Raw genomic sequence first — 26,882 nt, 5'->3', positions numbered from 1 at the left:
ATCTTGAGAAGTGCCCTCCGGTCGGAGGTTATGGGCTGATCAGGTGATATCCGACACAGTGGCGCGGGTTTGCCGGGCGGGTTTCCGGGCCGTTCACGGGCTGTGTACGGACATTTCGGCGGTACGGCTCGCCGCTACGACAGGGGAACGATTCCCTAACGGTGCGCGCGGAACTTAACCTTGGGTGGTACCTTTCGGCGTCGACTTGACGGGCCGTGGCAGGGCCAGGCCCGGCAAAATCGTGCGCCCCGAGCGAACCGAGATGGCGCCACCAGCAGCCGGCGATGGACGAGGGAATGCATCACGCCAACTATCACTACGGTCACGCCCACCTGTTGGCCCGCTACTGCGATCTGTCCGATCCGCTCCATCCGCCCCGCCTGCAGGGCTATCTCCAGCACGGCTGGAACATGGGTGACGGCCTGGCCCCGGGCACGCCGTTCGTAGGCGGCAGCAAGATCTTCGTCTGGTCCGAGGAGACCCGCCGCCGGTCCTGGTCGCAGGGCCGCCGCGACGTCATCGTGGTCGGCGCCCCCTTCGCGTACCTGCTGGAGATGGAGCCCGAGCCGGACGACGCGCCCGAGCCCGAGGGCACGATCTTCTACCCGTTCCACGGGTGGGAGGGCCAGCAGATCAGCGGCGACCACCAGAAGCTGATCGACGAGGTCAAGGCGGCCGAGTCCGGCCCGGTCACTGCCTGCCTGTACTGGAACGAGTACAGGATGAAGAGCGTGCGAAAGATCTACGAGAACGCCGGTTTCCGAGTGATCTGTCACGGTTACCGCGGTTTCTGGTGGCGGGATCACAACCGCGACTTCCTGGTGGGTCAGCTCAAGGAGCTGCGTCGCCACCGCCGGGTAGTGTCGAACCGGCTGTGCAGCGCGGTCTGGTACGGCGCTCTGGCCGGCCGGGAGGCCGCCGTCTACGGCGACCCGATGGTCCTTGACAACGCTGACCCCACGTTCGGCGGCGAGCCCCGTCTGCGCCGGCAGTGGCCTGAGCTTTATGGGTACCAGACCGACAACGCCGTCACCCACGCGCTGGCCCGCCAGCAGCTGGGCGCCGACGAGTTGGCCCATCCGGACGAACTGCGCGCCATTCTGGGCTGGCCCGCTTCCACAGAGAGGGTGAAGTGATGTCGGAGCGCTCCGCTGCCCTGCTTCCCAACCAGGGTACGGACTTCGCAGCCGCGCTTTCCGCGCCGCCGGTGAACAACCTGCGGCGCATCGGCGGCGAGATGTTCGCCTGGAGCGACCGCGATCCGCAGCGCAGCCAGTCGCTGCCGCGCGGCGCCGTCCTTCGCCACCTGCTGCGCCAGTACGCCGGGCCGGGCCGTACGGTCCTGGTCGCCGGCCCGCACAGCGAGGAAGTCGTGACCGCGCTGGCCGACACCGGCGCCTCGGTGTCCTGGCTGCTCCGCTCGCTGATCGACGCCGAGGATGCCGCTCGCAACCACTCGCGGGTCACCGTCCTGGCCGGCGCCGCGGTCAAGCTCGACGCGGCCGAGAAGTTCGACCTGGTGGTCGCGGCCGACGGTGTCGACCGGCTGAACTCGGCCGAGGGCGAGCAGATGAACGCGGCCCAGCTCGTCGACCGGCTTGCCGAGGCTGTCCAGCCCGACGGCGTCCTGCTGCTCATGCACGACAACCGCCTCGGCGTGCACCACACGGTCCGCCTCCAGCCGGGCGCCCGGGAGCGTCTCGACTCGGACTGGTACGTCGCCGACGACGAGTACGACACCCAGCGCCCGGCCTCGCCGGAGCAGCTGGCCGCGCGGCTCGGCCAGGCCGGCCTGACGGTCGCCGCCTCGTACGCCGCGTTCCCCGAGCCCGCCGCGCCGTCCGTGCTGGTCGGCGAGGGTCTGCTGGGTGAGGTCTCCTCCCCGCTGCGTCCGCGCCTCGGCACGGCCCTGTCGCAGGCGTTCGCCGCCGCCTTCCGCGGCCGCCCGGTGCTCAGCGACCCGCGCCGCCTCGTCAACCGGGCGTTGCGGGCCGGCGCCGAGGCCACGGTCGCCCCGGCCTGGCTGGTCATCGCCCGCGGTCCCGGCGAGGCCCCGGCCGTCGAGCGGCACGAGCTGCTCATCGGCGACGTCCACGGCACCTTCGCCTACGAGGTCGCCTCGGCCGGCAACGAGGTCCGCACGACAGTGCTGTCGCCGCTCGAGGGTTCGATCGAGCGCGAGGGCCTGCGCCGCATCAGCGAGCCCAAGGCGCCCGGCGCCGACGTGGGTTACGTGCTTGAGGAGCGCCTGCTGCACCTCGCGGCAAGCAGCAACGTGCGCCAGATGCGTATCGAGCTTTCCCAGTACGACGCCTGGCTGCGTGCTCAAGCTCAGGACGGTCTGCTCGCGGGCCCGGTGGCTCTGGCCGGACTGGCCGACGTCTTCGTCACCGAGGACGGCCCGGCCGTGCTGCCGACCAACTGGGAGCCGATCGAGCCCGTGTCGCTCGAGATTGCCGAGATCCGCGCGGTCTGGCAGTTCGCCGTTCAGCTGATCACGTCGGGGCAGTCGCACCCGTGGCCGATCACGTCGAACGCGGTCGACCTGACGGCGATCATCCTGGGCATGGTCGGCATGGGCATCGACGCCGAGCGGGTCCGTGCCGCCGTCGACCTGCACGTGCGGCTGGAAACGGCCGAGTTCGGCCTGGGTCTGTCCGACCAGCATGACCGGCGGCTGCAGCTGCTGGCCGTCTCGCCCGGCTCGGCCGCCGTCGACGTGGCCGGCTTCCGCGAGCTCACCGAGGCGCTGTGGCGCCAGCGGTACGAGGCGAGCCACCTGCTGGCGATGATGGAGTGGACCGAGCAGATCATCAAGTCGCGTGACCTGCAGGTCAGCAAGATGGACTGGGAGGTTCAGTTCTACAAGAAGACCTGGGCCGGCCGGTTCCTCTGGGTCGCGCGCAGCGGCTACCGGGTGATCATGCGGGACGGGCGGAAGTTCATGCGCGGACGGCGGGCTCGCAAGGCCGCCGAGGCGCAGTCCAACGCCGTACGCTGAATCGACGTTGAAAGGGGGCCGCTGGTGCGGCCCCCTTTTTCGTGCGCTAGATCAAGTCCCAGCTCAGCGGGGTGCCCTTGGCCGCGTCGGCCGTGAAGGTGCGGCCCATGACCAGCCCGATCGCGTCGGGCTCGAGCCCGCCGGTCGGCCGGATCGACCGGACGTTCTCCGGCGTGACCTGGTCGCCCGCCTTGACGTCGGCCACCACGTAGAGCGACCGGCGGAACCGCAGGCCCTCCTTCTCCGCCTCGGTCGGGCCGATGTGCGTGGTGCCCAGCGCCTGCCAGGCCCGCTCCGACTCGACGCGCATGGCCTTGAGCTCGGCCGGCTCCAGCGAGAAGGCCGAGTCGACACCGCCGTCGGCGCGGTCCAGCGTGACGTGCTTCTCGATCAGGCAGGCGCCGAACGCGACGGAGGCGATCGGCACGCCGATGCCGTGCGTGTGGTCGCTCAGGCCGATCGGGCGCTCCAGCATCTGCGCCAGCACGGGGATGCGGCGCAGGTTGGTGTACTCCGGCGGCGCCGGGTAGGAAGCCGTGCAGCTCAGCACCGTGATGTCGGTTGCGCCCACGCTCTCGGCGGCCTCGACCGCGGCGGCGATCTCCTTCACCGAGGCCATGCCGGTCGAGATGATGATCGGCTTGCCGGTGCTCGCGGCCAGGCGGATCAGCGGCAGATCGGTGATCTCGGAGGACGCGATCTTGTAGAGCTCGGCGTCGAGCTTCTCGAGCAGTTCGACCGCCGTACGGTCGAAGGGGCTGGAGAACGGCGTGATGCCGCGCTCGCGGGCGCGCTCGAAGATCGGCTGGTGCCAGTCCCACGGCGTGTGGGCGCGCTCGTACAGGTCGTACAGGTAAGCCTCGGACCACAGCTCGTGACCCTTGGAGATCTGGAAGCGCGGGTGCTTGACGTCCACGGTCATGGTGTCGGCCGTGTACGTCTGGATCTTGATCGCGTCCGCGCCGGCGTCGGCCGCCGCGTCGACCAGCGCGAGCGCCCGGTCGAGAGAGCCGTTGTGGTTCCCGGACATCTCCGCGACGATGTACGGCCGCTTGTCGGGCCCGAACTTAGTCATTACTTCCCTCTCTCCGTCCAGACGACGGTTTTCATCTCGCCGTCGACGAGTCGTTCATAGCGCCGAGTCTCCTTGAAGCCGAACCGGCGGTGAAGCGCGAGCACCTGCTTGTTGTCGGCGAGCGTCTCCCCGCCCAAGGTTTCCAGGCCCAGTGTGCCGAACGCGTACTCAACGGCTTCCTTCTCCAGCCGCATCCACGCCGCCAGCAGCCTGTCACCCAGGCCGGCGACGTCGAGGTAGAAAGACCACGTGTTCCCGTCGAAGATCACGACACCGGCGGGCGCGCCCCGATCGTCTTCGTAGATCAGCACATCACGCCAGCGCTTTTCCCACCACTTCGCGTGCTCCTCGGGTTTGATCTCGTGCGTGGTCAGGCTCACGGCACGCACCGACTCGTGGTTGCGCCAGGGCAGGATCATGTCCCGTTCGGCGTAGGTCGCAGGTCGCAGCACAGTGACAAAGTATGGCCGCCCGGCGAGCAGTCCCGCCGGGGACCTCGCTCACAGCGCGATTCCTCACCCCGCCCCGCTCTTGCCGGAGCCCCCCGCTCTTGCCGGGGATCCAGCTCACAGCTCGATTCCTCACCCCCGCCCCGCGTCCGCCGATCAAACGGGAAGCGTTTTTCTTTCGAAGGGGCGGACGGATGGACGTGTTCAGGAGCCGGCCCGACCGACCACTCCTCGCGTCCGGGGCATTACTGCTGTTCACGCTGATCGCAGTAACGATCAACGCGATCTCGCCGGTGATCCCCTGGATATTTCTCTGGCTGCCCGGAATCCTCGGCGCGGCCGTGCTCGGCATCGAAAGCCGGCGGACCGCGCGCGCCGAACACCTGGCGCCGCCGGTCCGGCAGTTCTGGAACCGGATCGCGCTGGTCTGCCTCCCCGTCGGCCTGGGCAACACTGCGCAGGCGATGCACACGCTCGCCGCGGAGGACCCGGCCAACGCGGGTGTCGGGCCCGGGCAGATCATCTTCCAGGGCGTCGCCGTGCTGCTCGTCATGTACGCGCTGCTGCGCCTGCCTTTCGGCCAGCAGACCCGGGGCGACCTGTTCCGGGTGGTGCTCGACGCCAGCACCGTCATGCTGGCCTGTGCCGTGTTCCTGTGGCACTTCTCGGCCCGATACGCGCTCGACGACGACGACCCACGCATGCTGTTCCCCTCGCTGGCACTGAGCCTGCTCGCGCTGCTCGCCGTGTTCGCCGTCGCGAAGTTCCTGCTGACCAGCCAGAACCAGATCGACACGGGCGCCCTGCGCATGATCGGGGTAGCGGTGGCCATCGGCGCGGTCGGGCCGCCGATCCTGCGCCCGCTCATCACCGCGCTCGACCCCAACCTGTTCCCCGACATGATCGACCTGCCGGCGCTTTTCTACTGCGGCGTGATCGCCGCTCGTCGTCAGCGCGCGGCCAGGACCGGCCCGCAACGCGGCGCCAAGCCTGTCCGCCGGCGTCCGTTCAGCTTCCTGCCGTACACGGCCATCGCCGCCGTCGACGGGCTGCTGCTCATGGTGACCTGGCAGAACGACAGCACCGACCGCCGGATCGTGGTGGTCGCGGCCGTGCTGCTGACCGGGGTCGTCGTGCTCCGGCAGATCACCGCGTTCCAGGACAACAGTCGCCTGCTGCAACGCCTCGACCACGGGGCGACCCACGACGCGCTCACCGAGCTGCCCAACCGGGTGCTGTTCCACGAGCGGCTGCGCCGGGCCGTCGAGGCCACCGACGGCCGTCCCGTCGCCGTCGCGCTGATCGACCTCGACGACTTCAAGGAGGTCAACGACACGCTCGGCCACGAGGTGGGCGACCAGCTGCTGATCGCGGTCGCGCAGCGGCTGAACGGCTGCGTACGGGCCGAGGACACGGTCGCCCGGCTCGGCGGCGACGAGTTCGTCGTGGTGCTCGACGGCGCCGACCCGGCCGCCGCCGACCTGGCCGCCCAGCGCATGATCGAGGCCCTGAAAGCGCCCGTCCTGGCCGACGGGCACGAGTTGCCGATCCGCGCCAGCATCGGCATCGCCGACGGCCGCGCGGGCGACGACCCGAGCGTGCTGCTGCGGCAGGCCGACATCGCCATGTACGCGGCCAAGGTCATCCCCGGCACCGCGTCGCTGCACTACGAGCACGAAATGGGCGCAACCTCGGCCGGCCACTCCGAGCTGGGCGCCGACCTGCCCGCCGCGATCCGCGACGACCAGCTGTTCCTGCTCTTCCAGCCGATCGTCACCCTCGACAAGGACCGCCGTGTGCTGGGCGCCGAGGCGCTGGTGCGCTGGGCCCACCCGGAACACGGCACGCTGGCGCCCGACGCCTTCATCCCGGTCGCCGAGCGCACCGGCCTGATCGTCCCGCTGGGCCGCTGGGTGCTGCGCGCCGCCCTGCGCCGGATGGCTCAGTGGCCCGCCGACACTGTCATCAGCATCAACATTTCGGCCCGCGACCTGCGTGAACCCGACTTCGCCCCGTACGTGGCGGACCTGCTCGCGGAGTACGGCATCGCTCCCGGACGGGTCACCCTCGAGGTCACCGAGTCGATGCCGGTCGAACCCGGCGAGTCCGACGCCGCGCTGCGCTCGCTTCGCGGGCTCGGGGTGAAGCTCGCGCTCGACGACTTCGGCACCGGCAACTCGACGCTCAGCCTGCTGCACGACGTGCCGGTCGACGAGGTCAAGCTCGACCGCTCGTTCACCCAGGCCGCGCCGGACGACCGGATCACGGTGGCCGCGGGCGTCGCGCACCTGGCCCAGGCGTTGAGCCTGCACGCCGTCGCCGAGGGCGTCGAAACCGAGGAACAGGCCGACCGCCTGCGGGAGCTCGGTTACCGGGCCGCGCAGGGATATCTGTTCGCCCGCCCGCTGCCGGCGGCCGACTTCGAGGCCTTGCTGCCGCCCGCCCCGATGCCGGCTCACGGTGGGAGCCCACATCATTCTCGGAGGTTGCCGGTCAAGTAGGCGAGGGAGGCGGCCAGATCGGCGTTCTCGCCGTGCGGCCCCCGCAACTCGTCGACGTAGATCGCGACGTCGGCCAGCACCCACCACAGCCGATAGAACGCGATCAGCTCGGGGAAGACGGCCCGGCCGGTCTGCTGCTCGTAACGCTTGAGCAGCGCAGGGTCGTCCCCCGTCGCCCCGATCATGCTGCCGGTCAACATCCAAAGATCCCGCTCGGCCGGCGCCACCATCACGGTGTCCCAGTCGATCAGCCAGAGCCGATCGGGCTCATCCCAAGCCCTCGTCCCGCCGGACGCCTCAAGCCTCCGAGGCGCGCCTGATACACCGTACGCATTCGGGGTGCCTTCGCTGACCGCGGCCTGTCTGTCGGTTGCACAGGCTTCACCGGTCGAATCCGGTTCGCCGATAGCCCGCAAGCTGCCCATCGGGTCGTGTTCGCCGGCTCGATCCGGCTGGCTGCTCGTGCGGGGCTGGTCCACGGAGGGTGGGCGGCTCGGTGCCCGCAGCACGTTGCCCGGGTGCGGCTCGCCGTGTGTTACCACCCACCCTGCCGGGTCGCCCGCAAAACCGGCCAGCCGGTCGAATTCGGCGAGCCATCCGCGGACCCGCCCCGCCTGAGAGGCCAGTTCCCGGCGCGCCCGTTCCGAGTAGGGCCCACCACGCCAGGGGCCGACCAGATCGCCCAACGCCTCCTCCAGCGCCGGCCGCCCGGGCAGCCGCAGATCGGTGCGCGGCGGCGCGACAGCCGGCGCGGCCTGGTGCAGCGCGATCAGCAGATCGAGCACCCGCTCGCGCTCAGCCGGAGGATGTGGCCCGAAATCACCAGCGACCCCGTCGACCAGGGGATAGACCGCCAGCGTGTGACGTGAGGTGAGACGCCGGATCGCAGCCCCGTCGCGGGCCGGCGCCGGCGCGAGCACGAACGGAAGATCCAGCGCCATGGCGGTGCTGAGGGCCTGCGAGAGCCGATCCGGATCGGTCGTGACGTCGACCGTGGCGAACCAGCGCTCCCCGTCGGCATCGTCGACCGCCCAGTGGTAGCCACCGGCGCCCACCGGCAGGAAGGCGAGCTCACGGGCACGCAGACCCCAGCCGTCGGCGAGCCCGCGCACGAGCTGGTTGTCGCTCAGTCCGTCCGGTCGCTCACGCATGCCGAGCATTCTGGCCCAGCGACGCCCCGCCCGTGGGGAGCCCTGTGGACAACCCCGAATTGTGGATAACCCGAGGCCCTACACCAGCGCCGGCATAGGCTCGCGCCGGCCTATTCCTTTCACCCAGGGCGGGTGGGGGAGGTGGTGGCGGAACTCGAACCCGACAAGATCTGTTTTCGGGCTCAGCGGAACAGGGGCTGCGAGACAGAGGCAGGGAAGCGGGGCCAACGGGAAGCAGGGCAGCGGCAGAGCGAGGCTCGGGAAGCGGGGGAGCGGGCCGGGGAAAGCGAGCTGAGGAAAGCGGGAGAGCGGGAGAGCGGGCCGAGCAAAGCGGGCAGGGGGAGAGCGGGCTGAGGAAAGCGGGAGAGCGGGGGAGCGGGCTGAGCAAAGCGGGCAGGGGGAGAGCGGGCCGAGCAAAGCGGGCAGGGGGAGCGGGCTGAGCAAAGCGGGCAGGGGGAGAGCGGGGCAGGCCGGCGGAAGCAGTCAGGCCGGCGGAAAGAGGAACTCGCCGAGGGCGGTTCCGGTCAGGGGCTCGGCGAAGTAGTAGCCCTGACCCATGTCGCAGTCGCCGCCCGCCAGGGACGTCAGCTGGCCGGCATGTTCGATGCCCTCGGCGACTGTCGAGAGCTGCAGCGCGCGGCCCAGCTGGATGATGCCGTTGGTCAGGGCCGCCGCGGTCGGCTCGTCGACGACGTCGTCCACGAAGGACTTGTCGATCTTGATGATGTCGACCGGGAAACGCCGCAGGTACGCCAGTGACGAGTACCCGGTGCCGAAGTCGTCGATCGCCAGGCGTACGCCCAGGGCCTTGAGTCCTTCGAGGCGCCGCAGCGTGGACGGCCGGTGGTCGACCAGCAGTGACTCGGTGAGTTCGAGCACCAGTTGCGCGGGCGCCAGGCCGGCGTCGCTCAGGGCCGACTCGACGACCTGGATCAGAGCCGCCTGTTCGAGCTGGACGGCCGACAGGTTGACGCTCACCGACAGGGGCGTGCCGACGCGGCGGGCGTTCCATTCGGCGACCCGGGCGGTGGCCTCGCGCAGCACCCATTCGCCGATCGGCACGATCATGCCGGTTTCCTCGGCGAGCGGGATGAAGTCCATCGGCGGCACGATTCCGCGTTCGGGGTGCATCCAGCGGATCAGCGCCTCGACGCCGGTGATCTCGTTGGTTCGCAGGTGCACGATGGGCTGGTAGCGCAGCTCGAACTCGTGGCGCACGACGGCGCGGCGCAGGTCGGCCTCCAGGGCGATGTGAGCCTGGAACGCCTGCTGCATGGCGGGCTCGAACACCTCGTACCGGTCCTTGCCCAGCTTTTTCGCCTGATACATCGCGAGGTCGGCGTGGACCATGAGCACGGCGCCGGCGTGCTCACCGGGGGCGCTGAACGCGACCCCGATGCTGGAGCTGATGTAGGTCTCGGCCCCGAGCAGGTCGAACGGCTCGCGCAGGGCGGCCAGGATTCGTTCGGCGATCGGTGTCACCTCGTCGGCGCTGTGCACGCCGGGCAGCAGGACGGCGAACTCGTCGCCGCCGAGCCGTGCGGCTGTGTCACCTTCGCGCAGGCAGCTCTGGATGCGGGTGGCCACCCCGGTGAGCAGGGCGTCGCCGGCCGCGTGGCCGAGTGAGTCGTTGACGAACTTGAAGCGGTCGAGGTCGACGAAGAGCACCGCCCCGCCCGGCCCGGACGGGCTGAGCGCCTCCTCCATGCGGGTCTGGAACAGCGCGCGGGTGGCCAGGCCGGTGAGGGTGTCGAGGAATGCCTGGCCCATCGCCTCCTGGGTGCGGGCGTCGGTCAGCGCGAGGCTGAGGTGGTCGGCGAAGGCCTGCAGGATCTCGCGGGCCGGCTTGTCCCAGTCCCGGATGGCCCCGACCGAGCAGACGACCAGGCTGCCCGCGACCTGCCCGTTCTCGCGCACCGGGGTAGCCATGACCGATTTTGGCCTGGTCGCGGTGCGGGGCGGGAGGGCGATCGGTGAGGCGGCGTAGTCCTCGACCGCGACCAGCTCGTCGCCGAGGATGGCCAGGCCGGAGATGCCCGCGGCGGGCAGGGGTATGTGCTGGAGCGTGGCGATGGCCTCGGGCGGGAAGCCGGTCGAAGCGGCGATGCCGAGCCGTGACCGGTCGTCGCGGTCGACCAGGCTGATCGCGACCATATCGACGCCGAGCAGGTCCCGGACGGCGGTGACGACCAGGTCGAAGACCTCGGGCACGGGCATCCGGCGGCCGATCGCGCGCTGGACGGCGCCCAGTTCCTCGAAGACGCGGCGGCCGTGGTCGATGTAGCCGAGCAGCCGGCCGTTCTCCTCGGCGTAGCGGCGCTCGGACTCGATGACGTGCAGCGACTGGAGGCTGAGTTCGAGGACGCGGGTCATGCCCCGGAGCAGGCAGACCTCCTCGGCGGTGAATGGGCCGCTGAGCCGTCCGAGGACGAGGACGCCGGGGCTGGTGCCGGCGATGGTGGCGAACGTGACCGCGTAATCGCCGTCGCCCAGTTCGAGCGTGGCCCGGCGGCCGATGGCGATCTCGGCCAGCGTGTACGCCGGCACCTCCTCGGCGGGCAGCCCGGTCGAGGCAACCACGGCGCCGTCGATCATCAGCACGGACACGTCGGCCTCGAGCGCGCGGGCGGCGCACTCGACGGCGGCGTGGTGCGCAGCCGGACCCGCGGGCCGGTCGGCCACCGCGGACAGGAACTCTGTCAGTTGATCCGTCGCTCGCACGGGATGTATGTCGGCCCGGCGGTGGCGCACATGAGGGAAACGACGTACGCCCGAGCTCACATGACCGGGCACGATGTGGTCACGCTTTCCGGGTAAACGGTCAGACGATATGGGCGCTTGGCCGTATTTTGTGGTGATCTTGCTCGACCTTGCCGCCCGGGTAAACGGGCAAGTAAACAACGAAGTAGCGGAGCTTGTGATGGAGGCCACAGGTTTCTCCGGTGTTACAAATAGGTCGGTTCAACGAGGGCGGAGGTGACGGCAATTGAATGCGGACGAGCGGCAGCATCAGATCGTCGCGCTGGCCCGCCGGCACGGCGAGGTCGAGGTCGCGAAACTGGCCGCCGAGCTCGACGTCTCGGCGGAAACAATCCGCCGTGACCTGCGCCTTCTGGAAAAGCACGGTCTCATCCGGCGTACGCACGGCGGGGCGTACCCGGTGGAGACCGCGAAATTCGAGACCGACCTCGCGATGCGGACCGTTCGCGGAGTTCCCGAGAAACGCCGGATCGCGGCGGCCGCAGCCGGCCTGATCGGGGACGCGGAGACGATTTTCATCGACGAGGGCTTCACGCCGCAGCTGATCGCCGAGGCCCTGCCGACCGACCGTCCGCTCACCGTCGTCACCGCCTCGCTCAACACCGCGGCCTGGCTGGCCGCTTCCACGCCGGCCACGGTGCTGCTGCTCGGGGGCAGGGTGCGAGGGCGCACCCTGGCCACCGTCGACCAGTGGGCGGGCAAGATGCTCTCCAGCTTCGTGATCGACCTGGCCTTCATCGGGGCCAACGGGATCTCGCGAGAGGTGGGCCTCACCACCCCCGACCCGGCCGTCGCGGACGTGAAGGCGCGTGCGGTGGCCGCCGCCCGCCGCCGCGTCTTCGTCGGCATTCACACCAAATTCGGCGTACGCACATTCTGCCGATTCGCCGAGATATCTGATTTCGAGTCACTGGTCACGGACACCGCTTTACCGGTTTCCGAGGCGAACCGCTATTCCCGGCTGGGCCCCCAGGTCATCCGGGTCTGAGATTCACCACTCCCCTTCGCCGTTTTCGAATAAAACGGAGGTTCCACCGTGTCCAAAAAACTAGCTGCGATAGCGGCCGGGCTGCTGGCGTTCACGGCCGGCTGTTCGGGCGCCGGCTCGACCAGCAGCGGCGGCGGCGACTCGTCCGACACCACCATCACGGCGCTGATGGTCGGCAACCCGCAGATGGAGGACATCCAGAAGCTGACCGCCGACAACTTCACGAAGCAGACCGGGATCACGGTGAAGTTCACGATCCTCCCGGAGAACGAACTTCGCGACAAGGTCACCCAGGACGTCGCCAACCAGGGCGGACAGTACGACGTCGCCACGGTCGGCGCGTACGAGGTGCCGATCTGGGCCAAGAACGGCTGGCTGCACGAGGTCTCCACGCAGGCCGCGGCCGACGCCTCGTACGACGTGAACGACCTGATCAAGCCGATGGTGTCGTCGCTGAGCGGGGAGGACGGCAAGATGTACGCCGCCCCGTTCTACGGCGAGTCGTCGTTCCTCATGTACAACAAGGAGCTTTTCGAGGCCAAGGGCCTGACGATGCCAGAGAAGCCGACCTGGGCCCAGGTGGCCGACTTCGCGGCGAAGCTGGACGACAAGAGCAAGGGCGTCTCGGGCATCTGCCTGCGCGGCCTGCCCGGCTGGGGCGAGCTGTTCGCACCCCTGACCACCGTCGTCAACACGTACGGGGGGACCTGGTTCGAGAAGGACTGGACCGCGAAGGTCGACTCGCCCGAGTTCAAAGAGGCGACGAACTTCTACGTCAACCTGCTCAAGCAGCACGGTCAGCCCGGCGCTCCGCAGTCCGGCTTCACGGAGTGCCTCAACACGTTCGGCCAGGGCAAGGCGGCCATGTGGTACGACGCCACCTCCGCCGCCGGCACGCTGGAGGACCCGAACGCCAGCAAGGTGGCGGGCAAGGTCGGTTACGCGTACGCCCCGGTGAACAAGACCGAGTACTCCGGCTGGCTGTGGACGTGGGCGTGGGCCATGCCCAAGACCACCAAGAAGGCCGACGCCGCCTGGAAGTTCATCTCGTGGGCGACCAGCAAGGACTACGAGAAGCTGGTCGGCGAGAAGCTCGGCTGGTCGCGTGTCCCGTCCGGCAAGCGCACCTCGACGTACTCGATCCCGGAGTACAAGGAATCGGCCAAGGCGTTCGCCGATGTCACGCTCGGTTCGATCGAGCACGCCGACCCGACCAACCCGGGTGTGCAGCCGCGGCCCGCGCTCGGTGTGCAGTTCGTCGGCATTCCCGAGTTCGCCGACCTCGGCACCAAGGTGTCGCAGGAGGTGAGCGCGGCCATCGCCGGCAGCACGACGGTCGACAAGGCGCTCGCCGACGGTCAGAAGCAGGCCGATGATGTGGCGAAGAAGTACAAGTAAGTGACTGTCACGGTAGCCCGGCCGGACAGGCGGACCCAGCCGCCTGTCCGGCCCACCAAGGGCGGAGCCAAGGATCGCTGGGTACGCCGGGCGCCGTTGCTGCCCGCGCTCATCTTCGCCATCGTCATCACCCAGATCCCGTTCCTCTACACGATCTATCTCTCCACGACCAGCTGGAACGCCCTGCGCCCGGGCGATCGGCCGTTCGTCGGGTTCGACAACTACGTGACGGTGCTGTCGGACTCGCGGCTGCGGTCGGCGCTGGTCAACACCGTGGTGCTCACGGCCGGCGCGGTGATCTTCTCGCTCATCCTCGGACTGGTCTTCGCGCTGCTGCTGGACCGCAAGTTCCTCGGCCGGGGCATCGTCCGGACGCTGCTCATCACCCCGTTCCTGGTGATGCCGATCGCCGCGGCGCTGCTCTGGAAGCACGCCCTCTTCAACCCCACGTACGGCCTGATCAACGGCATCTTCGGCGGTTCTACCGACTGGGTCTCGTCGTACCCGAAGGCCGCCGTGATCACCACGCTGGTGTGGCAGTGGACGCCGTTCATGATGCTGATCCTGCTGGCCGGCCTGCAGTCGCAGTCGCACGAGGTGCTGGAGGCGGCCCGGGTCGACGGCGCCAACGCCTGGCAGATCTTCCGCCGTATGACGATCCCGCACCTGCGGCAGTACCTCGAGCTGGGCGCCCTGCTGGGATCGATCTACCTGGTCAACACGTTCGACGCGATCTTCAGCATCACGCAGGGCGGCCCGGGCACGGCGACGACCAACCTGCCGTACGAGATCTACCTGACCATGTTCCGCAAGTTCGAGTACGGCGAGGCCTCCGCGGCCGGCGTCATCGTGGTGATCCTGACGATCATCGTCGCCACGTTCGCGCTGCGGGTCATCTCGAGCCTGTTCAAGATGGAGGAGAACCGATGAGGGCACGCCTCCACGACTCGATCTGGGGCGTCGTCGCCTGGATCGCCGGGATCATCTTCGTCTTCCCGGTCATCTGGATGGTGCTGACCAGCTTCAAACAGGAGAACGTCGCCGCGACCAACCCGCCGAGCTGGTTCTTCGCGCCGACGCTGGCGCAGTACACCCAGGTCTTCGACCGCAACATCACCCCGTTCCTGCTCAACTCGCTGATGGCCAGCATCTTCTCGACGATCCTGGTCGTGCTGCTGGCGACCCCCGCCGCGTACGCGCTGTCGTTGCGTCCCGTGGCCAAGTGGAGCGACGCGCTGTTCTTCTTCATCAGCACCAAGATGATGCCGGTCGTGGCCGCCTTCCTGCCGGTCTATCTGCTGGTCAAGCACCTGGGCATGCTGGACAACATCTGGACCATGGTCATCCTCTACACGAGCATGAACCTGCCGCTCGCGGTCTGGATGATGCGGTCGTTCCTGTTGGAGGTGCCGCGTGAGGTGCTCGAGGCCGGCGAGGTCGACGGCGCGGGTCTGCTCACGTCGATCCGCAAGATCGTCCTGCCCATCGTCAGCCCGGGTCTGGCCGCGACCGCGCTGATCTGCTTCATCTTCGCCTGGAACGAGTTCTTCCTGGCCGTGAACCTGACCGCCACCAACTCCGGAACCTCACCGATCTTCCTGGTCGGGTTCATCTCGTCCGAGGGCGCCTTCCTGGCCCGGCTCTGCGCGGCCGCGACGATCGTGTCGCTGCCGGTGCTCATCGCCGGCTGGGTGGCCCAGAACAAGCTGGTTCGCGGTCTGTCGATGGGAGCCGTCAAGTGAAAGCAGCGGTCGTGGTCACGCCCGGCACGATCGAGATCCAGGACGTTGCGGACCCGGCGCCCGGCCCGTCGGAGGTGGTGGTCAAACCGGCCGCCGTCGGCATCTGCGGCACCGATCTGCACATCATGGACGGCGAGTTCGCCCCGTCGTTCCCGATCGTGCCCGGTCACGAGTTCGCCGGCGAGATCGTCGCGGTCGGCTCGGCGGTCACCGGTTACGCGGTCGGCGACCAGGTGGCGGTCGACCCGTCCCTGTACTGCGGCTACTGCTATTACTGCAAGCGGGCGCGGGGCAACCAGTGCGAGAACTGGGCCGCGATCGGCGTGACGGTCAGCGGCGGCGCGGCAGAGTTCGTGGCGGCGCCCCTGGCCAACCTGTTCAAGCTGCCCAGCCACCTCGCGGCCCGGGACGCGGCCCTCATCGAGCCGCTTTCCTGCGCCGTACGGGGATTCGACGTGCTGCCCCGTGCCATGGCCACCTCGTACCTGATCTACGGCTCCGGGACGATGGGCCTGATGATGCTGGAGCTCGCCAAGCGGGCGGGCGCCGAATCGGTGTCCATCGTGGACCTGAACCCGGCCCGGCTCGAGACGGCCAAGCGGCTCGGCTGCACGGCAGCGGTCACCTCGGCCGACGAGCTGGACGCCCCGCGCGGCTGGGACGTGGTGATCGACTGCACCGGCGTCGAGGCCGCGATCCGGGACGGGCTGGCGCGGGTCGGCCGGGGCGGCACGTTCCTGCAGTTCGGGGTGGCGAGCTACGACGCCCGGTTGGCGATCGAGCCGTACGAGATCTATCGGCGCGAGATCACGATCACCGGCTCGATGGCGGTGCTGCACAGCTTCGACCGGGCCGGGCAGATGCTCGCGGCCGGCGTGCTCGACCCGTCCGTCTTCGTCAGCCACCGATTCCCTTTGTCCGACTATGCGGCGGCCCTGGATCAGTTCCGGGCCGGCGTGGGCCGGAAGATCCTCATCGAGCCGTGAGTGAACCCTCACGGCCAGTTGTCAGGTAGTCACTCTTCCGATCAAATAGAGGCGTGGGTACGACCCTTGCTCCGGGCCGTCTCGGCGCGGCCGCGGTCGCGTTCTTCGCGCTCGCGGCCACCGCGCCGATCGCCGTACTGATCAACGTGGTGCCCGCCGCCTACGCCACCGGCGGCGGGCCGTTGGTCCCCCTGAGCTTCCTGGCCGCCGGGGTCATCCTGATCTTCTTCGCGGTCGGCTGGTCGGCCATGGCCCACCGCGCGCCCTTCGCCGGCGCGCTCTACACCTACATCACCCGTGGCCTGGGCCGCCCGGCCGGAATCGGCGCCGCCTGGCTCGCCCTCGTCTGCTATCAGGCGCTCCAGCTGGGCTTCTACGGCATGCTCGGTGTGGCGGCAGCGCCCCTGCTGCGCAGCTGGTTCGGCCTCGGCGCCGACTGGTGGATGGTCGCCGCGGCCTGCTGGTTGCTGGTCACGCTCTGCGGCACGATCCGGTCCGAAGTGGTCAGTGGGCTGGTCGCCCTGCTTGTGCTGACCGAGATCGCGGTGGCGGCCGGGTTCACCGCGGCCAACGCCATCGACCCGGCCGGCGAGGGGCTCACCCGTGCGAGCATCGTCCCCTCCGGCCCCGATACGACCACTTTCGGTCTGCTGCTCGCCGTGGCACTGCTCGCGTTCGCCGGCTTCGAGACCACCGGCCCGTACGCGGAGGAGTCGATCCGCCCGCGACGGGACCCCGGCCTGGCCACGTACGCCGTCGTCGCCACCGTCGCCGTCCTGCTGGCCGCCGCCTCCTGGTCGCTGAGCGCGGCCACCGGCGCCACCCGGATCACCGAGGTGTCCCGGGCCCGCGGCTCCGAGCTGCTGTTCGACCTGGCCGCCGAGCGCCTCGCGCCGTGGGCCGTCACGCTGGGCCGGCTGATGCTGCTGACCGGCCTGTTCGCGGCCGTGCTGGCGCTGCACCAGGCGATGGCGCGGTACCTGTTCGCCCTGGGCCGCGAGCGGGTTCTCCCCGCCGGTCTGGGCCACACCTCCCCCCGTACGCTGGCTCCTCGCTCTGCCTCTTTGACCCAGTCGGCCGTGGCCGCGTTCCTGCTCGCGGGGGCGGCCCTGGCCGGTGTCGCCGATCCGCCGCTGGCCGGTCGCCGCCTCGTGATCGCGGGTGGGCTCGGCCTCCTGGTGCTGCTGGTCGCCACCTCGGTGGCCGCGCTGCTGCACCTCAACCAGGTGCCCAACGGCGAGGGCGCGTGGACCAGGTTCGTTGCCCCGCTGCTGTCCACAGTGGGTCTCGGCTCGATCGGCTATCTCGCCTTCCGTGACCTGGGCGCCCTTTTCGGCGTACGGGGAGAGGTTTGGATCCTGCCGGTCGTGCTGGCCGGGGTGGCGCTGGCCGGAACAGCGCACGCGCTGGTGCTGCGACGGGCCCGGCCGGTGATCTATGCGGGGATCGGGCAGGGCGGCGTCCCGGTGGTGGTCACGCCGAAAGTGCCGCAACCGCTTCCGGAACCGCGGGAACCTCGAATGCCGGGCGCGCACCGGCCCGAGCGTGTGAAGCGTTGACATGCGCGCGCCGGATCCGCGACCCGAGAGGGCACGGATCCGTGCGCTGGGCATGGATCCCGCGACGGGGCGGTTCCGGCCCAACGAGGCAGTGACGGCCGTGCGAATCGAGGTGGAGTTGGGCGTACGCCTGATCCGGGCCGAACCCGGGTGCCGGGCAGACTGGGTCGACCAGGGCGGTCTGACGTACGACGCGGTGGGCCCGTTCGCGGCGCACCGGTTCGATCAGCAGTGGGCGCGCTTCTCGCAGCAGATCGTGCTGCATCTGAAGAAGGCGGACCTGGTCCCGGTGGACGTTTCGCTGTTCACCGCCGGCCAGGTGGCAAGGGTGGAAAGGTTCGTGGCGGAGCGAGGCTTGGCACCGCGTGTCTTCATACTCGGGCGGCGAAAATGGCGTCTCTCATCATGGTCCGGCCGGGCCGGGACTGGCAGTCGACGGGTGGTCTCTTCGAGTGGACGCTGGAGTACCTCATCCCGCGTCTCGGCGACACCAAGACGGCCGACTGGCTCCGCATGGTGGTCGCGGAGAACCTTGGCAGCCTCTGGATCCCCGACCTGCCGGACTCCGGTAAGGAGGAGATCTATGCGCTGCTGCGGTCGGGCCTGGTCGCGGCCGCCCGTGACGAGCTTCCGGAAGGGCCCGGCAAGGGCGACGCGCTCGCGCAGCTACGCGAGCTCGTCGCGCTGACCTGGGACGATTGCTGATCTTTACGCGAAAAATTCCTGGATCTGGGTCAGCGTCAGGTAGCCCGGTTGTTCGGGCTCGTTCGCCGCCTCGGGCAGCCGCTTGGCGGTGACCGGCACGTCCGGCACGTCGCTGGGCAGGCTCGGCACGGGCGGGGTGGGCGGCAGCGCCGAGAGCGTGAGCGCCTGGCGGATCACCTCGAACATGGCGCGCACCTCCTCGGTCGCGGCGTGGGTGGCCGCGGAGGCCGGCATCCCGTCGGGCAGGGCGCAGGTGAAGTTGGCCCACAGGCAGTCGTCGAGCCGGCGGATGTCGGCGCTGGGCCGCAGGTGGTCGAGCCTTCCCTCGGCGACGATGCCCAGCTCGCAGGCGGAGAGCCCGGTCTGCTGCCACCAGGAGCGCCAGCGCGGGTCGGCGTCGAGGGTCCGGGCGACGTGGCGCAAAGCGACGACGTGCTCGCGCGGGGCCCGGCCGCCGCCGGTCGTGGTGCCCAGGTGGGGACGCAACCAGGAGTGGTCGTCGTCGGTGTCCGGGCCGTGGTCGAGGGTTTGCTCGTCCATGACTGCATGGTGACACTTTGTCCGGTGTGCGTCAGCTCGACGGCCCGGCGCGTACGAGGGAAAAGCCCTTCATAATCCGTTGATATAACTGAGGGGTGCAGCCAGCCCCCACCGTTCCCGCTGACGACCAGGCGATCGCCACCGGGTTCGAGCATTTCTACGAGACGCTTCGCCGGCTCACGCCGCGGGGGCCGCTCAGCCTCACCGCGGCCTCGACGCTGCGGCGGCTGGAACGTTCCGGTCCGCATCGCCTCAGCGAGCTCTACGCCCCCGAGGGAATCAGCCAGCCCGCCATGACGCAGCTGGTGACGCGCCTGGAAAAGGAGGGGCTGGCCCAGCGCACAGCCGACCCCACCGACGGCCGCGCCGTGGTCGTCAGCATCACCCCGGCCGGCCGCGCCGCCGTCGCCCACCGCCGCGCCGTCCGCGCGGCCGCCCTCTCCGAGCTGTTGCAGGGCCTGACCCCCGAGGAGCACGCCGCCGTGGTGGCCGCCCTCCCCGCCCTCGAAAAACTCAGCGACCTCGCCACCACCCGAGCCTCATGACGACGACACTGCGACATCGGCGCGGCGATGTTTGAGATCAAGGCGACTTTTCGGTGATGCGCTGAGGCGGCTCGGCGAGTTGGAACCGGCGCCTTCAGGAGAGCAGGGCGTTCAGAGGGTGGCGGCGGCCAGGAGGGTGGCGGCGACGCTGCGGGCGGTCAGGGCGGCCTTGGCGCCTTTGTCCATGCGGGCGCCGACCATGGCGCCGTCGTAGAGGACTACCAGTTGGTCGGCCAGGGCTGCGGGGTCGCGGGCGCCGGCGTCGCGGGACAGTTCGAAGAAAAGGCCCCTCGTCCAGGCGCGGTTGGCGTTCGAGACCTCCTCGACCGGGCCGCCCGTGGGGGATTCGGCGCTGGCGTTGTAGAAGGCGCAGCCCCGGAAGCCGGGGGTGCCGGCCAGGTCGGCGAGCACGTCGAACACCCCGAGCAGGCGGTCGCGGGGGTCGTCGTAGTTCTCCAGGCCGGCCAGCAGGCGGGTGCGGCGCACCTTGTGCCGGCCTTCGAGGTAGGCCCGGACCAGCTCCTCCTTGCTGCCGAAGGTGCTGTAGAGCGAGGCCTTGGCGACACCGGCCCGCTCGATGACGCGGTCGATGCCGACGGTGTGCACGCCCTCGGCGTAGAAGAGCTCGTCGGCGGCGGCCAGCAGACGGTCGCGGGCCGAGGCCTTGCGGGTGGATGGTGACGCGGCGGACATGCGGTTGACGATACCAGACAGGTCTGTCTAGTCTCGGCACGACACTCCGCCGGACAGACCTGTCTGGCTACTTCCTGCAGGAGCCGGCATGACCTCCATGATCGACACAGCGCCGGCCGTTCGTGAACGGCGGCGGCTGTCCCGCCCGGTGGCCTTCGCCGCGATCGCCGCGATCTTCGTGACGTTCGCCGCCGCGTCGGCTGCCCCATCCCCGCTTTATGTGGTCTACCAGCATTTATGGGGATTCTCGGCCACCACGCTCACTGTCGTCTTCGCGGTGTACGTCGTAGGGCTGATCGGCTCGCTGATCATGCTCGGCGCGCTCTCCGACCACATCGGTCGTCGCCCGGTGCTGGCCGCGGCGATCGGGCTCGAAGTGGTCTCGCTCATCCTGTTCCTGGTCGCCGGTGACGTCTCGATCCTGCTCCTGGCCCGCCTGCTGCAGGGCATCGCGACCGGCGCGGCGATGACCACCCTCGGCGCCGCCCTCGTCGACCTGAACCCGCCGCACGCGCCGGGCCGGGCCGGCCTGGTCAACGGCATCGCCCCGGTCGCCGGTCTCGCCGTCGGCGCGCTGGGCTGCGGGGCCCTGGTTCAGTACGGCCCCTCACCCACCCATTTCGTCTGGGCCCTGCTGCTGGCCGGCATGCTGCTGGCCGCGATAGTGGTGGCCCGCATCCCCGAGACCTCGGCCCGTCGTCCCGGCGCGGCTGCCTCGCTCGCCCCCAGGCTCGGCATTCCCGCGCGGCTGCGGGCCGACGTGCTGGCGCTGTCGCCGATCATCATCGCGAGCTGGGCGATCGGCGGGCTCTACCTGTCGCTCGGCCCCTCCGTGGCGGCCGGTGTCTTCGAGCTGAGCAGCCACCTCATCGGCGGCCTGGTGGTCACGCTTCTGTGCGGCACGGGCGCGCTGACCTCGTACGCGCTCAGGAATGTCCCCACCCGGCGGGTGCTCACGATCGCCGGGAGCCTGCTGACCGTCGGCGCCGTGCTCAGCGTGATCGGTCTGGAGCTCGGCAGCGCCCTGCTCGCCGCGGGTGGCACTGTGGTCTCCGGGGTCGGGTTCGGCGCCTCGGCCCTCGCGTCGTTCGGCACTCTGGCCGTGCTGGCCGCCCCGCACGAGCGGGGTGAGCTGTTCGCCGTCGCGCTCGTCATCGCGTACGTGGCCTTCAGCGTCCCGGCCGTGATCGCCGGTTTCGCCGCCACCTCGGCCGGGCTGCACACCACCGCGCTCGTCTACGGACTGGTCGTGGCGACCCTGAGCGCGGTCGCCCTCGTGGCCCAGCGAATGCGGACAAAAGCCTAAGATCCGGCGGCCCGGCATGCCGACGACGGGCTGAAACCGGCGGCCCGGCATGCCGACAACGGGCTGAAACCAGCGGCCCGGCCTGCAGGAAACGTCTGAAACCGGGGTCTGGCATGCCGGCAAGCGCCTGAAATCGGGCCCTCGCATGCCCCGGCGGATGCGTGCGAACGGCTGAAAATCCGATCGCCCCGGCGTGGGCGGCCCGCGCGTGGCCGCCCACGCCTCACCATATTGGGGCGAATTGGACACGAGAGGCTGGCATGAGACGACTTCTGGCGGCGGCCACGACGATTGCCCTGGTGGTGATCGGGGTCCCGGCGAGTGACGCGCGGGCCGCAGGCGATCGAGGCGCAGGGACAGGCGGCTACCCGCGAGCGACCGGAGCAATCGAGTGGGGCTCGTGCACCGAACCCGCGCTGCGTGCGCATCGGGCCGAGTGCGGCTTCCTGAGCGTGCCCCTCAATCACTCCGACCCGAACGGCAAGAAGATCCAGATCGCGGTGTCGCGGATCAAGCACACCGTCCCGGAGTCGAAGTTCCAGGGCGTCATGCTGGTCAACCCCGGCGGTCCGGGCGCCAAGGGCCGCGGGCTGGCGGTGCTGGGCTCGATGGTGCCGAAGCAGGCCGGGGCGGCGTACGACTGGATCGGTTTCGACCCACGCGGCGTGGGGGCCAGCAAACCCGCGCTGAGCTGCGACAACGACTACACGGGATACAACCGGCCGGCGTACGTGCCGACCACGTCGAAGATCGAGACGACGTGGCTCAAACGGGCGGAGGCCTACGCCCGGGCGTGTGCGAAGGCGGGCGGTGACCTGCTCGGCCACCTCAAGACCCTGGACACCGTACGGGACCTCGACCTGCTCCGGTACGCGCTGGGCGCCCGTCAGATCAACTTCTACGGCTTCTCGTACGGGACCTATCTGGGCCAGGTCTACGCGACCCGGTACCCCGAGCGCGTACGCCGCATGGTGCTCGACGGCGTGGTGAACCCGACCCGCGTCTGGTACGACTCGAACCTCGACCAGGACCTGGCCTTCGACCGCAACATGCAGGTCTACTTCGGCTGGCTGGCCGAGCACCACAAGGTCTTCCGCCTCGGCCGCACCACCCGCGAGGTGCGGCAGCGCTTCTACAGCGAGCAGAAGGCCCTGACCCGCAAGCCGGCCGGCGGGGTGATCGGCCCGTCCGAGCTGACCGACATCTTCCTGCAGGCCGGGTACTACACGTTCGGCTGGGCCGACATCGCGCGGGCCTTCAGCGCCTGGGTGCGCCAGGGCGACGCGACCGCGCTCAAGCGGCTGTACGACGCGAACAACCCGAAGGGCAAGGACGCCGACAACAACTACGCGGTCTACCTGGCCACCCAGTGCACCGACGCGCCCTGGCCCAAGAGCTGGAGCAAGTGGACCGCCGACAACTGGGAGATGCACCGCCGCGCGCCGTTCGAGACCTGGGCCAACGCCTGGTACAACGCGCCCTGCCGCACCTGGCCGGCGCCCAGCGGCATCCCGGTGACCGTGTCCGGCGAGACCGTTCCGCCGTTGCTGATGGTCAGCGAGTCGCTCGACGCGGCGACCCCGTTCAGCGGCGCCCTCGAGGCGCGCAAGCGGTTCCCCCGCTCGGTGCTGATCGAGGGCGTCGGCGGCACGACCCACTCCGGTTCGCTGTACGGCAACCGGTGCGTCGACGACTCGATCGCCGACTACCTGGCGACCGGCAAGCTGCCCAAGCGGACGGCGGGGGAGCGCTCGGACAAGCGGTGCGCGCCGATCAAGCCGCCCGCGCCGGTGGCCGCCAAAACGGTCCCCGCGGAACGCCTTGAAGTGCGGAAACTCATCGCCGGACGGTGATCGCGGTCACGGCCCCCGCCTGCGGGCGGGGGCCGTTGGCTATGCTTGCTCCCGCGAAGGGGAGTAGCTCCCAACGTCGCGGTCGACATACTGGCCCTCCGGGGCCCGGCCGCACGGCCTTTCTCTCGAAAGGCGAGCGAGACCTTCGACCATGGCTGCACTCAGTGCGGCCGGGTCGAGGTCGCCCTGTGCCACTTCTGCCCGGCCGCTCGACACCGGGAGAACATTTCTGTGGAGGGTTTCCTCGTCGCGACGGCGGTCAGTTTCGCCGTCATCTTCGTGGCCGAGCTGGGCGACAAATCCCAGCTCATGGCGATGACGTTCGCGACCCGTTTCAAGACTGTCCCGGTGCTGATCGGCATCACCGTGGCCACCGCGGTGGTGCACCTGGTGTCGGTCGGCATCGGTTACGGCCTCGGCGCGACGCTGCCGACCGGCTGGATCTCGCTGATCGCCGCCGTCGCCTTCCTCGCCTTCGGCGCCTGGACGCTGCGCGGCGACAAGCTCACCGACGACGAGAAAAGCAAGGCCGAGCGCAGCACGGGCTCGGCGATCCTCGCCGTCGGCGGCGCGTTCTTCCTGGCCGAGCTGGGTGACAAGACCATGCTCGCCACGATCACGCTGGCCACCCAGTACGGCTGGTTCGGCACCTGGCTGGGCTCCACGGTCGGCATGGTCGCGGCCGACGCCCTCGCCATCCTGGTCGGCCGGCTGCTCGGCCGGCACCTGCCGGAGAAGGCCATCAAGTACGGTGCGGCGGCGCTCTTCGTTATCTTCGGCATCTGGCTGCTCGTGGAAGCGATCATCGAGCTGCGTTAAGGAGTGGGACCGTGCAGCAGTACCGGGCGGAGCTGACCGCCGATGTCACCTTCACCACCGGCGGCCGCCTGCAGGCGCAGGGGCTGCGGGTGGACGTGCCGCACCTCGATGTCACCCACGCCGACCTGGCCATGATCCTGGTCGGCTCGCTCGGGCTGCGCGACGTCGAGCGGGTCGAGCTCACCGGGGTCCGGACGTTCGCCGAGCCGGCGCCGGCCGGCCTGCCCGGCCCGCCGCGGCTGCGGTTCGTCGAGCTCAGCCACGTCATCGCGGACGGCCTGATCACCTATCCGGGCATGCCGGCCCCGGTCATCAAGCCCCACCTGACGTGGGAAGAATCCCGTCCCCGGTACGCGCCGGGCACCGAGTTCAGCCTCGACCGGATCGACATGGTCGGGCAGACAGGCACCTACCTCGACGCCCCCCGGCACCGCTACGACGGCGGCGCCGACCTGGCCGGACTGCCGCTGGAACGACTGGCCGACCTGCCGGCGGTGGTCGTGCGCACGGCCGGCAGCGGGCGCCGGGCGGTCACCGAGGACGACCTCGAGCCGTACGCGGTGGCCGGTCACGCCGTGCTCCTGCACACCGGCGGCGACCGGGACTGGGGCACACCGGCGTACGGCATCGACGCGCCCTACCTGACCGGAGCGGGCGCAGCGCTGCTGGTCGAGCGCGGAGCGGCCCTGGTCGGAATCGACTCGATCAACCTGGACGACAACACCGAGGCCAGCGGGGGAGAGCGGCCCGCGCACACCGCGCTGCTGGCGGCCGGCATCCCGATCGTCGAGCACCTCACCGGCCTGGAGGAGCTGCCACCCCACGGCGCTCGCTTCACCGCCGTGCCGCCCCGGATCACCGCCTTCGGCACCTTCCCCGTACGGGCGTACGCGCAGACGCCGTACTACGAGCCGCACGGCCACACCCGCTCGGCCGGCTGGATGCCCACGCGCTGATCTGGCCGAAAGCCCTCATTCGGCGCCCGAAAACGCCGATCATTCTGATGTGACCGCCAACCCCCTGCGGAACGGGGGCCGCCGATGACGGAGCGGCCCCTGGCCGGCCCGGCCGCACCCGACCAGCTGCCCGCTCCGCGTGCCTTCAACGGCCCCACCGAGATGGCCGTGGCTCAGGCGGCCACGCTCTTCGAGCAGCTCGACCTGGAACGCGCCGTGGCAACCCTCGAACCGGCGCTGAAGGCCGACCCCGGCGCCGTCGAGGGCTGGATTCTCCTCGCCCGCCTGCGGCTCGCCCTCGACGAGGCCGGCAAAGCGCTGGACGCGGCCGAGCGGGCCATCGCGATCAACGCCGCCGACCCGCGCCCCCTGGCCCTGGCCAGCCGTGCGCTCACACTCCTCGGACGGCACGAGGAAGGGGTCACTCTGGCCTACCGGGCGGTCATCGCCGAGCCCCGCAACGCGCTCTGGCACGACCGGGTGGCCTGGGCGCTGCTCGCGGCCGACCGGCAGATCGCCGACGCCGAGCAGGCAGCCCGTACGGCGATCGGTTTCGACCCCACCGAGGCGCACTACTACTACACCCACGGGGTGACGCTGGAAGCCCTCGGGCACATCGACCAGGCCCGCCAGGCGCTGATCACCTCGCTGCGCATGGAACCGGAGAACCCGGTCGCCCAGCACCGCCTGGCCGTGCTCAACGGCGAGGCCGAGCGCCCGGCCGAGACGAAAAAGCGCGGCTGGCGCCTGTTCGGCCGCAAGAGCTGACGTCCCGCGGCGGCACTGCCTTTCCCCGTACGCGTCAGGCGCGCTCGCCGCGTTGGCGCCGCCGGATGGCCAGCCAGACCAGCCAGCCCAAGCCGATGATGAACCCGAAACTGATCAGGCGGTACAGCACCACCGCGGCCACGGCGAGGGTGCTGGTCAGGCCGCCGGCGACGAGGCCGAGCACCAGGGCGGCGTCGACCACACCCAGCCCACCGGGCACGATCGGCACACTGGCCGCGGCCATGCCGGCGCAGTACGCGATGACCAGGCCAACCGGGTTGATGCTGCCCGCGCCCACGGCGACACAGCACAGCCACAGGCAGAGCGCGTCGAACAACCAGTTGAGCAGCGCCAGCACCACGGCCGCGGCGAAGCTGGCGGGGTGCACGCGTACCTCGCGCAGCTGCTCGACGAAACTCAGCAGCCGGTCGTGACCGTGCCCCGGCGGTTGCCTCCGCACCCGGTTGACCCCGCCCAGCACGGCCCGCACCGGACGGTCCAGCAGCTGCGGGTGCCCGGCCAACTGGCGTACGCCGAATGCCACCACCACGGCCCCGACGGCGTAACCCACCAGCGAGTGCCAGCTGCCGGTGTTGCGGGCCAGCAGACCGCCGACCGCGCCGATGATGACCAGGGCGCCGGCCGACAGCACCCCGCTGAGCGCGATGCACCACGACGCCACCGCGGGCGACGCCCCGAACCGGCGCAGCTGCTGGAAGTTGAACGTCGTCGAGAAGACCGGGCCGCCGGGCAGCGTGGCGCTCAGCGAATGGGCCGCGTACGCGGTCGCGACATGCCGCTTGATGCTGACCTTGGTGCCGGCGCCGTGCAGCAGGGTGCGCTGCATGCGGGCGTACGTGCCCATCGAGGCCAGCTCGGCGGCGAGCGCGGCCGCCACCCAGTTCCACTGCGGCTCGCGCAACTGGGCCAGCGCGCCGGTCAGCGCCGGCCAGCCGAGAACCAGCTCGGTGCCCAGCACGACCACGACAAGGACGGCCACGGCGGGACCGCGCCGCCACCACGGCGGCATCCCGGACGTGGGCCGGGCGGTCTGCTGCTGCACGGCCATTGCCCTCATGCTCGCACC

23 protein-coding genes are annotated in these 26,882 nt (G+C 70.1%); 16 read left to right on the top strand and 7 right to left on the bottom strand.

The features are described 5' to 3' along the window. The first annotated feature begins 296 nt into the window (after positions 1-296). Together C8E87_RS13630 and C8E87_RS13625 are read left to right on the top strand one after the other, a co-directional pair. Positions 297-1,136 carry a hypothetical protein gene (locus tag C8E87_RS13630; RefSeq protein WP_133876807.1) on the top strand — a complete coding sequence of 280 codons (840 nt, stop codon included), beginning with the start codon at positions 297-299 and terminating at the stop codon, positions 1,134-1,136. Further along, positions 1,136-3,001, top strand: a complete 1,866-nt coding sequence (locus C8E87_RS13625) for a class I SAM-dependent methyltransferase (protein WP_133873440.1) — start codon at positions 1,136-1,138, stop codon at positions 2,999-3,001. Before C8E87_RS13630 ends, C8E87_RS13625 begins: the two co-directional genes overlap by 1 nt. A gap of 46 nt (positions 3,002-3,047) precedes the next feature. On the opposite strand, the gene pseI is transcribed toward C8E87_RS13625, so the two are convergent. Then, complete coding sequence (gene pseI / locus C8E87_RS13620; RefSeq protein ID WP_133873439.1) at positions 3,048-4,076, bottom strand: pseudaminic acid synthase; 1,029 nt, start codon at positions 4,074-4,076, stop codon at positions 3,048-3,050. Next, positions 4,076-4,528 (bottom strand): GNAT family N-acetyltransferase, encoded by a 453-nt coding sequence (locus C8E87_RS13615; protein ID WP_341771734.1) that lies wholly within the window; start codon positions 4,526-4,528, stop codon positions 4,076-4,078. The genes pseI and C8E87_RS13615 overlap by 1 nt, the downstream gene beginning before the upstream one ends. Before the next feature lie 191 nt (positions 4,529-4,719). On the opposite strand from C8E87_RS13615, the gene C8E87_RS13610 reads away from it, so the two are divergent. Further along, positions 4,720-7,026 (top strand): putative bifunctional diguanylate cyclase/phosphodiesterase, encoded by a 2,307-nt coding sequence (locus C8E87_RS13610; protein ID WP_133873437.1) that lies wholly within the window; start codon positions 4,720-4,722, stop codon positions 7,024-7,026. Here the strand turns inward: C8E87_RS13610 and C8E87_RS13605 are convergent. Both C8E87_RS13605 and C8E87_RS13600 read right to left on the bottom strand, forming a co-directional pair. After that, positions 6,999-8,177: an aminoglycoside phosphotransferase/kinase family protein gene (locus tag C8E87_RS13605; RefSeq protein ID WP_133873436.1), complete on the bottom strand. Its 1,179-nt coding sequence runs from the start codon at positions 8,175-8,177 to the stop codon at positions 6,999-7,001. The two genes, C8E87_RS13610 and C8E87_RS13605, sit on opposite strands and share 28 nt — an antisense overlap. A 483-nt stretch (positions 8,178-8,660) precedes the next feature. After that, positions 8,661-10,898, bottom strand: coding sequence for a putative bifunctional diguanylate cyclase/phosphodiesterase (locus C8E87_RS13600; RefSeq protein WP_239080377.1), 2,238 nt, complete (start codon positions 10,896-10,898; stop codon positions 8,661-8,663). Between the two features lie 265 nt (positions 10,899-11,163). On the opposite strand from C8E87_RS13600, the gene C8E87_RS13595 reads away from it, so the two are divergent. From C8E87_RS13595 to C8E87_RS13565, 7 genes are all read left to right on the top strand, one after another. Beyond that, a complete protein-coding gene (locus C8E87_RS13595; RefSeq protein WP_133873435.1) occupies positions 11,164-11,925 on the top strand; it encodes a DeoR/GlpR family DNA-binding transcription regulator in 762 nt (253 codons plus the stop codon). 48 nt (positions 11,926-11,973) lie between these two features. Continuing rightward, the gene (locus C8E87_RS13590) at positions 11,974-13,323 is read left to right on the top strand and encodes an ABC transporter substrate-binding protein (protein ID WP_133873434.1); all 1,350 of its coding nucleotides are present in this window, start codon (positions 11,974-11,976) and stop codon (positions 13,321-13,323) included. Next, positions 13,324-14,253 (top strand): carbohydrate ABC transporter permease, encoded by a 930-nt coding sequence (locus C8E87_RS13585; protein ID WP_133873433.1) that lies wholly within the window; start codon positions 13,324-13,326, stop codon positions 14,251-14,253. It begins immediately after the preceding gene. After that, a complete protein-coding gene (locus C8E87_RS13580; RefSeq protein ID WP_133873432.1) occupies positions 14,250-15,065 on the top strand; it encodes a carbohydrate ABC transporter permease in 816 nt (271 codons plus the stop codon). Before C8E87_RS13585 ends, C8E87_RS13580 begins: the two co-directional genes overlap by 4 nt. Further along, positions 15,062-16,051: a zinc-dependent alcohol dehydrogenase family protein gene (locus tag C8E87_RS13575; protein WP_133873431.1), complete on the top strand. Its 990-nt coding sequence runs from the start codon at positions 15,062-15,064 to the stop codon at positions 16,049-16,051. The genes C8E87_RS13580 and C8E87_RS13575 overlap by 4 nt, the downstream gene beginning before the upstream one ends. A gap of 53 nt (positions 16,052-16,104) precedes the next feature. Continuing rightward, a complete protein-coding gene (locus C8E87_RS13570; RefSeq protein ID WP_133873430.1) occupies positions 16,105-17,610 on the top strand; it encodes an APC family permease in 1,506 nt (501 codons plus the stop codon). A gap of 390 nt (positions 17,611-18,000) precedes the next feature. Beyond that, entirely contained in the window at positions 18,001-18,315 is a 315-nt protein-coding gene (locus C8E87_RS13565) for a hypothetical protein (RefSeq protein ID WP_133873429.1), read from the top strand. Between the two features lie 3 nt (positions 18,316-18,318). Here C8E87_RS13565 and C8E87_RS13560 read toward each other — a convergent pair whose 3' ends face one another. After that, the gene (locus C8E87_RS13560; RefSeq protein ID WP_133873428.1) at positions 18,319-18,855 is read right to left on the bottom strand and encodes a hypothetical protein; all 537 of its coding nucleotides are present in this window, start codon (positions 18,853-18,855) and stop codon (positions 18,319-18,321) included. A 95-nt stretch (positions 18,856-18,950) separates the two neighbouring features. Between C8E87_RS13560 and C8E87_RS13555 the strand changes: the two genes are divergently transcribed. After that, complete coding sequence (locus C8E87_RS13555; protein WP_133873427.1) at positions 18,951-19,400, top strand: MarR family winged helix-turn-helix transcriptional regulator; 450 nt, start codon at positions 18,951-18,953, stop codon at positions 19,398-19,400. 111 nt (positions 19,401-19,511) lie between these two features. On the opposite strand, the gene C8E87_RS13550 is transcribed toward C8E87_RS13555, so the two are convergent. Next, complete coding sequence (locus C8E87_RS13550; RefSeq protein ID WP_133873426.1) at positions 19,512-20,093, bottom strand: TetR/AcrR family transcriptional regulator; 582 nt, start codon at positions 20,091-20,093, stop codon at positions 19,512-19,514. 88 nt (positions 20,094-20,181) lie between these two features. Here C8E87_RS13550 and C8E87_RS13545 point away from each other — a divergent pair, with 88 nt between their 5' ends. From C8E87_RS13545 to C8E87_RS13525, 5 genes are all read left to right on the top strand, one after another. Beyond that, on the top strand, positions 20,182-21,399 hold the full coding sequence (locus C8E87_RS13545; RefSeq protein ID WP_133873425.1) for an MFS transporter: 1,218 nt from the start codon (positions 20,182-20,184) through the stop codon (positions 21,397-21,399). A 260-nt stretch (positions 21,400-21,659) separates the two neighbouring features. Next, entirely contained in the window at positions 21,660-23,252 is a 1,593-nt protein-coding gene (locus tag C8E87_RS13540) for an alpha/beta hydrolase (RefSeq protein WP_133873424.1), read from the top strand. Between the two features lie 231 nt (positions 23,253-23,483). Continuing rightward, positions 23,484-24,071 (top strand): TMEM165/GDT1 family protein, encoded by a 588-nt coding sequence (locus C8E87_RS13535; protein WP_133873423.1) that lies wholly within the window; start codon positions 23,484-23,486, stop codon positions 24,069-24,071. Between the two features lie 11 nt (positions 24,072-24,082). After that, entirely contained in the window at positions 24,083-25,027 is a 945-nt protein-coding gene (locus tag C8E87_RS13530; RefSeq protein ID WP_133873422.1) for a cyclase family protein, read from the top strand. Positions 25,028-25,111: 84 nt separating this feature from the next. Further along, on the top strand, positions 25,112-25,795 hold the full coding sequence (locus C8E87_RS13525; RefSeq protein ID WP_133873421.1) for a tetratricopeptide repeat protein: 684 nt from the start codon (positions 25,112-25,114) through the stop codon (positions 25,793-25,795). A gap of 34 nt (positions 25,796-25,829) precedes the next feature. On the opposite strand, the gene C8E87_RS13520 is transcribed toward C8E87_RS13525, so the two are convergent. Next, on the bottom strand, positions 25,830-26,873 hold the full coding sequence (locus C8E87_RS13520; protein ID WP_239080378.1) for a lysylphosphatidylglycerol synthase transmembrane domain-containing protein: 1,044 nt from the start codon (positions 26,871-26,873) through the stop codon (positions 25,830-25,832). Between the last annotated feature and the right edge of the window lie 9 nt (positions 26,874-26,882).

This window comes from Paractinoplanes brasiliensis (genome assembly GCF_004362215.1).
Taxonomy (GTDB): domain Bacteria; phylum Actinomycetota; class Actinomycetes; order Mycobacteriales; family Micromonosporaceae; genus Actinoplanes; species Actinoplanes brasiliensis.
This window is presented reverse-complemented; position numbering and strand designations above follow the sequence as displayed.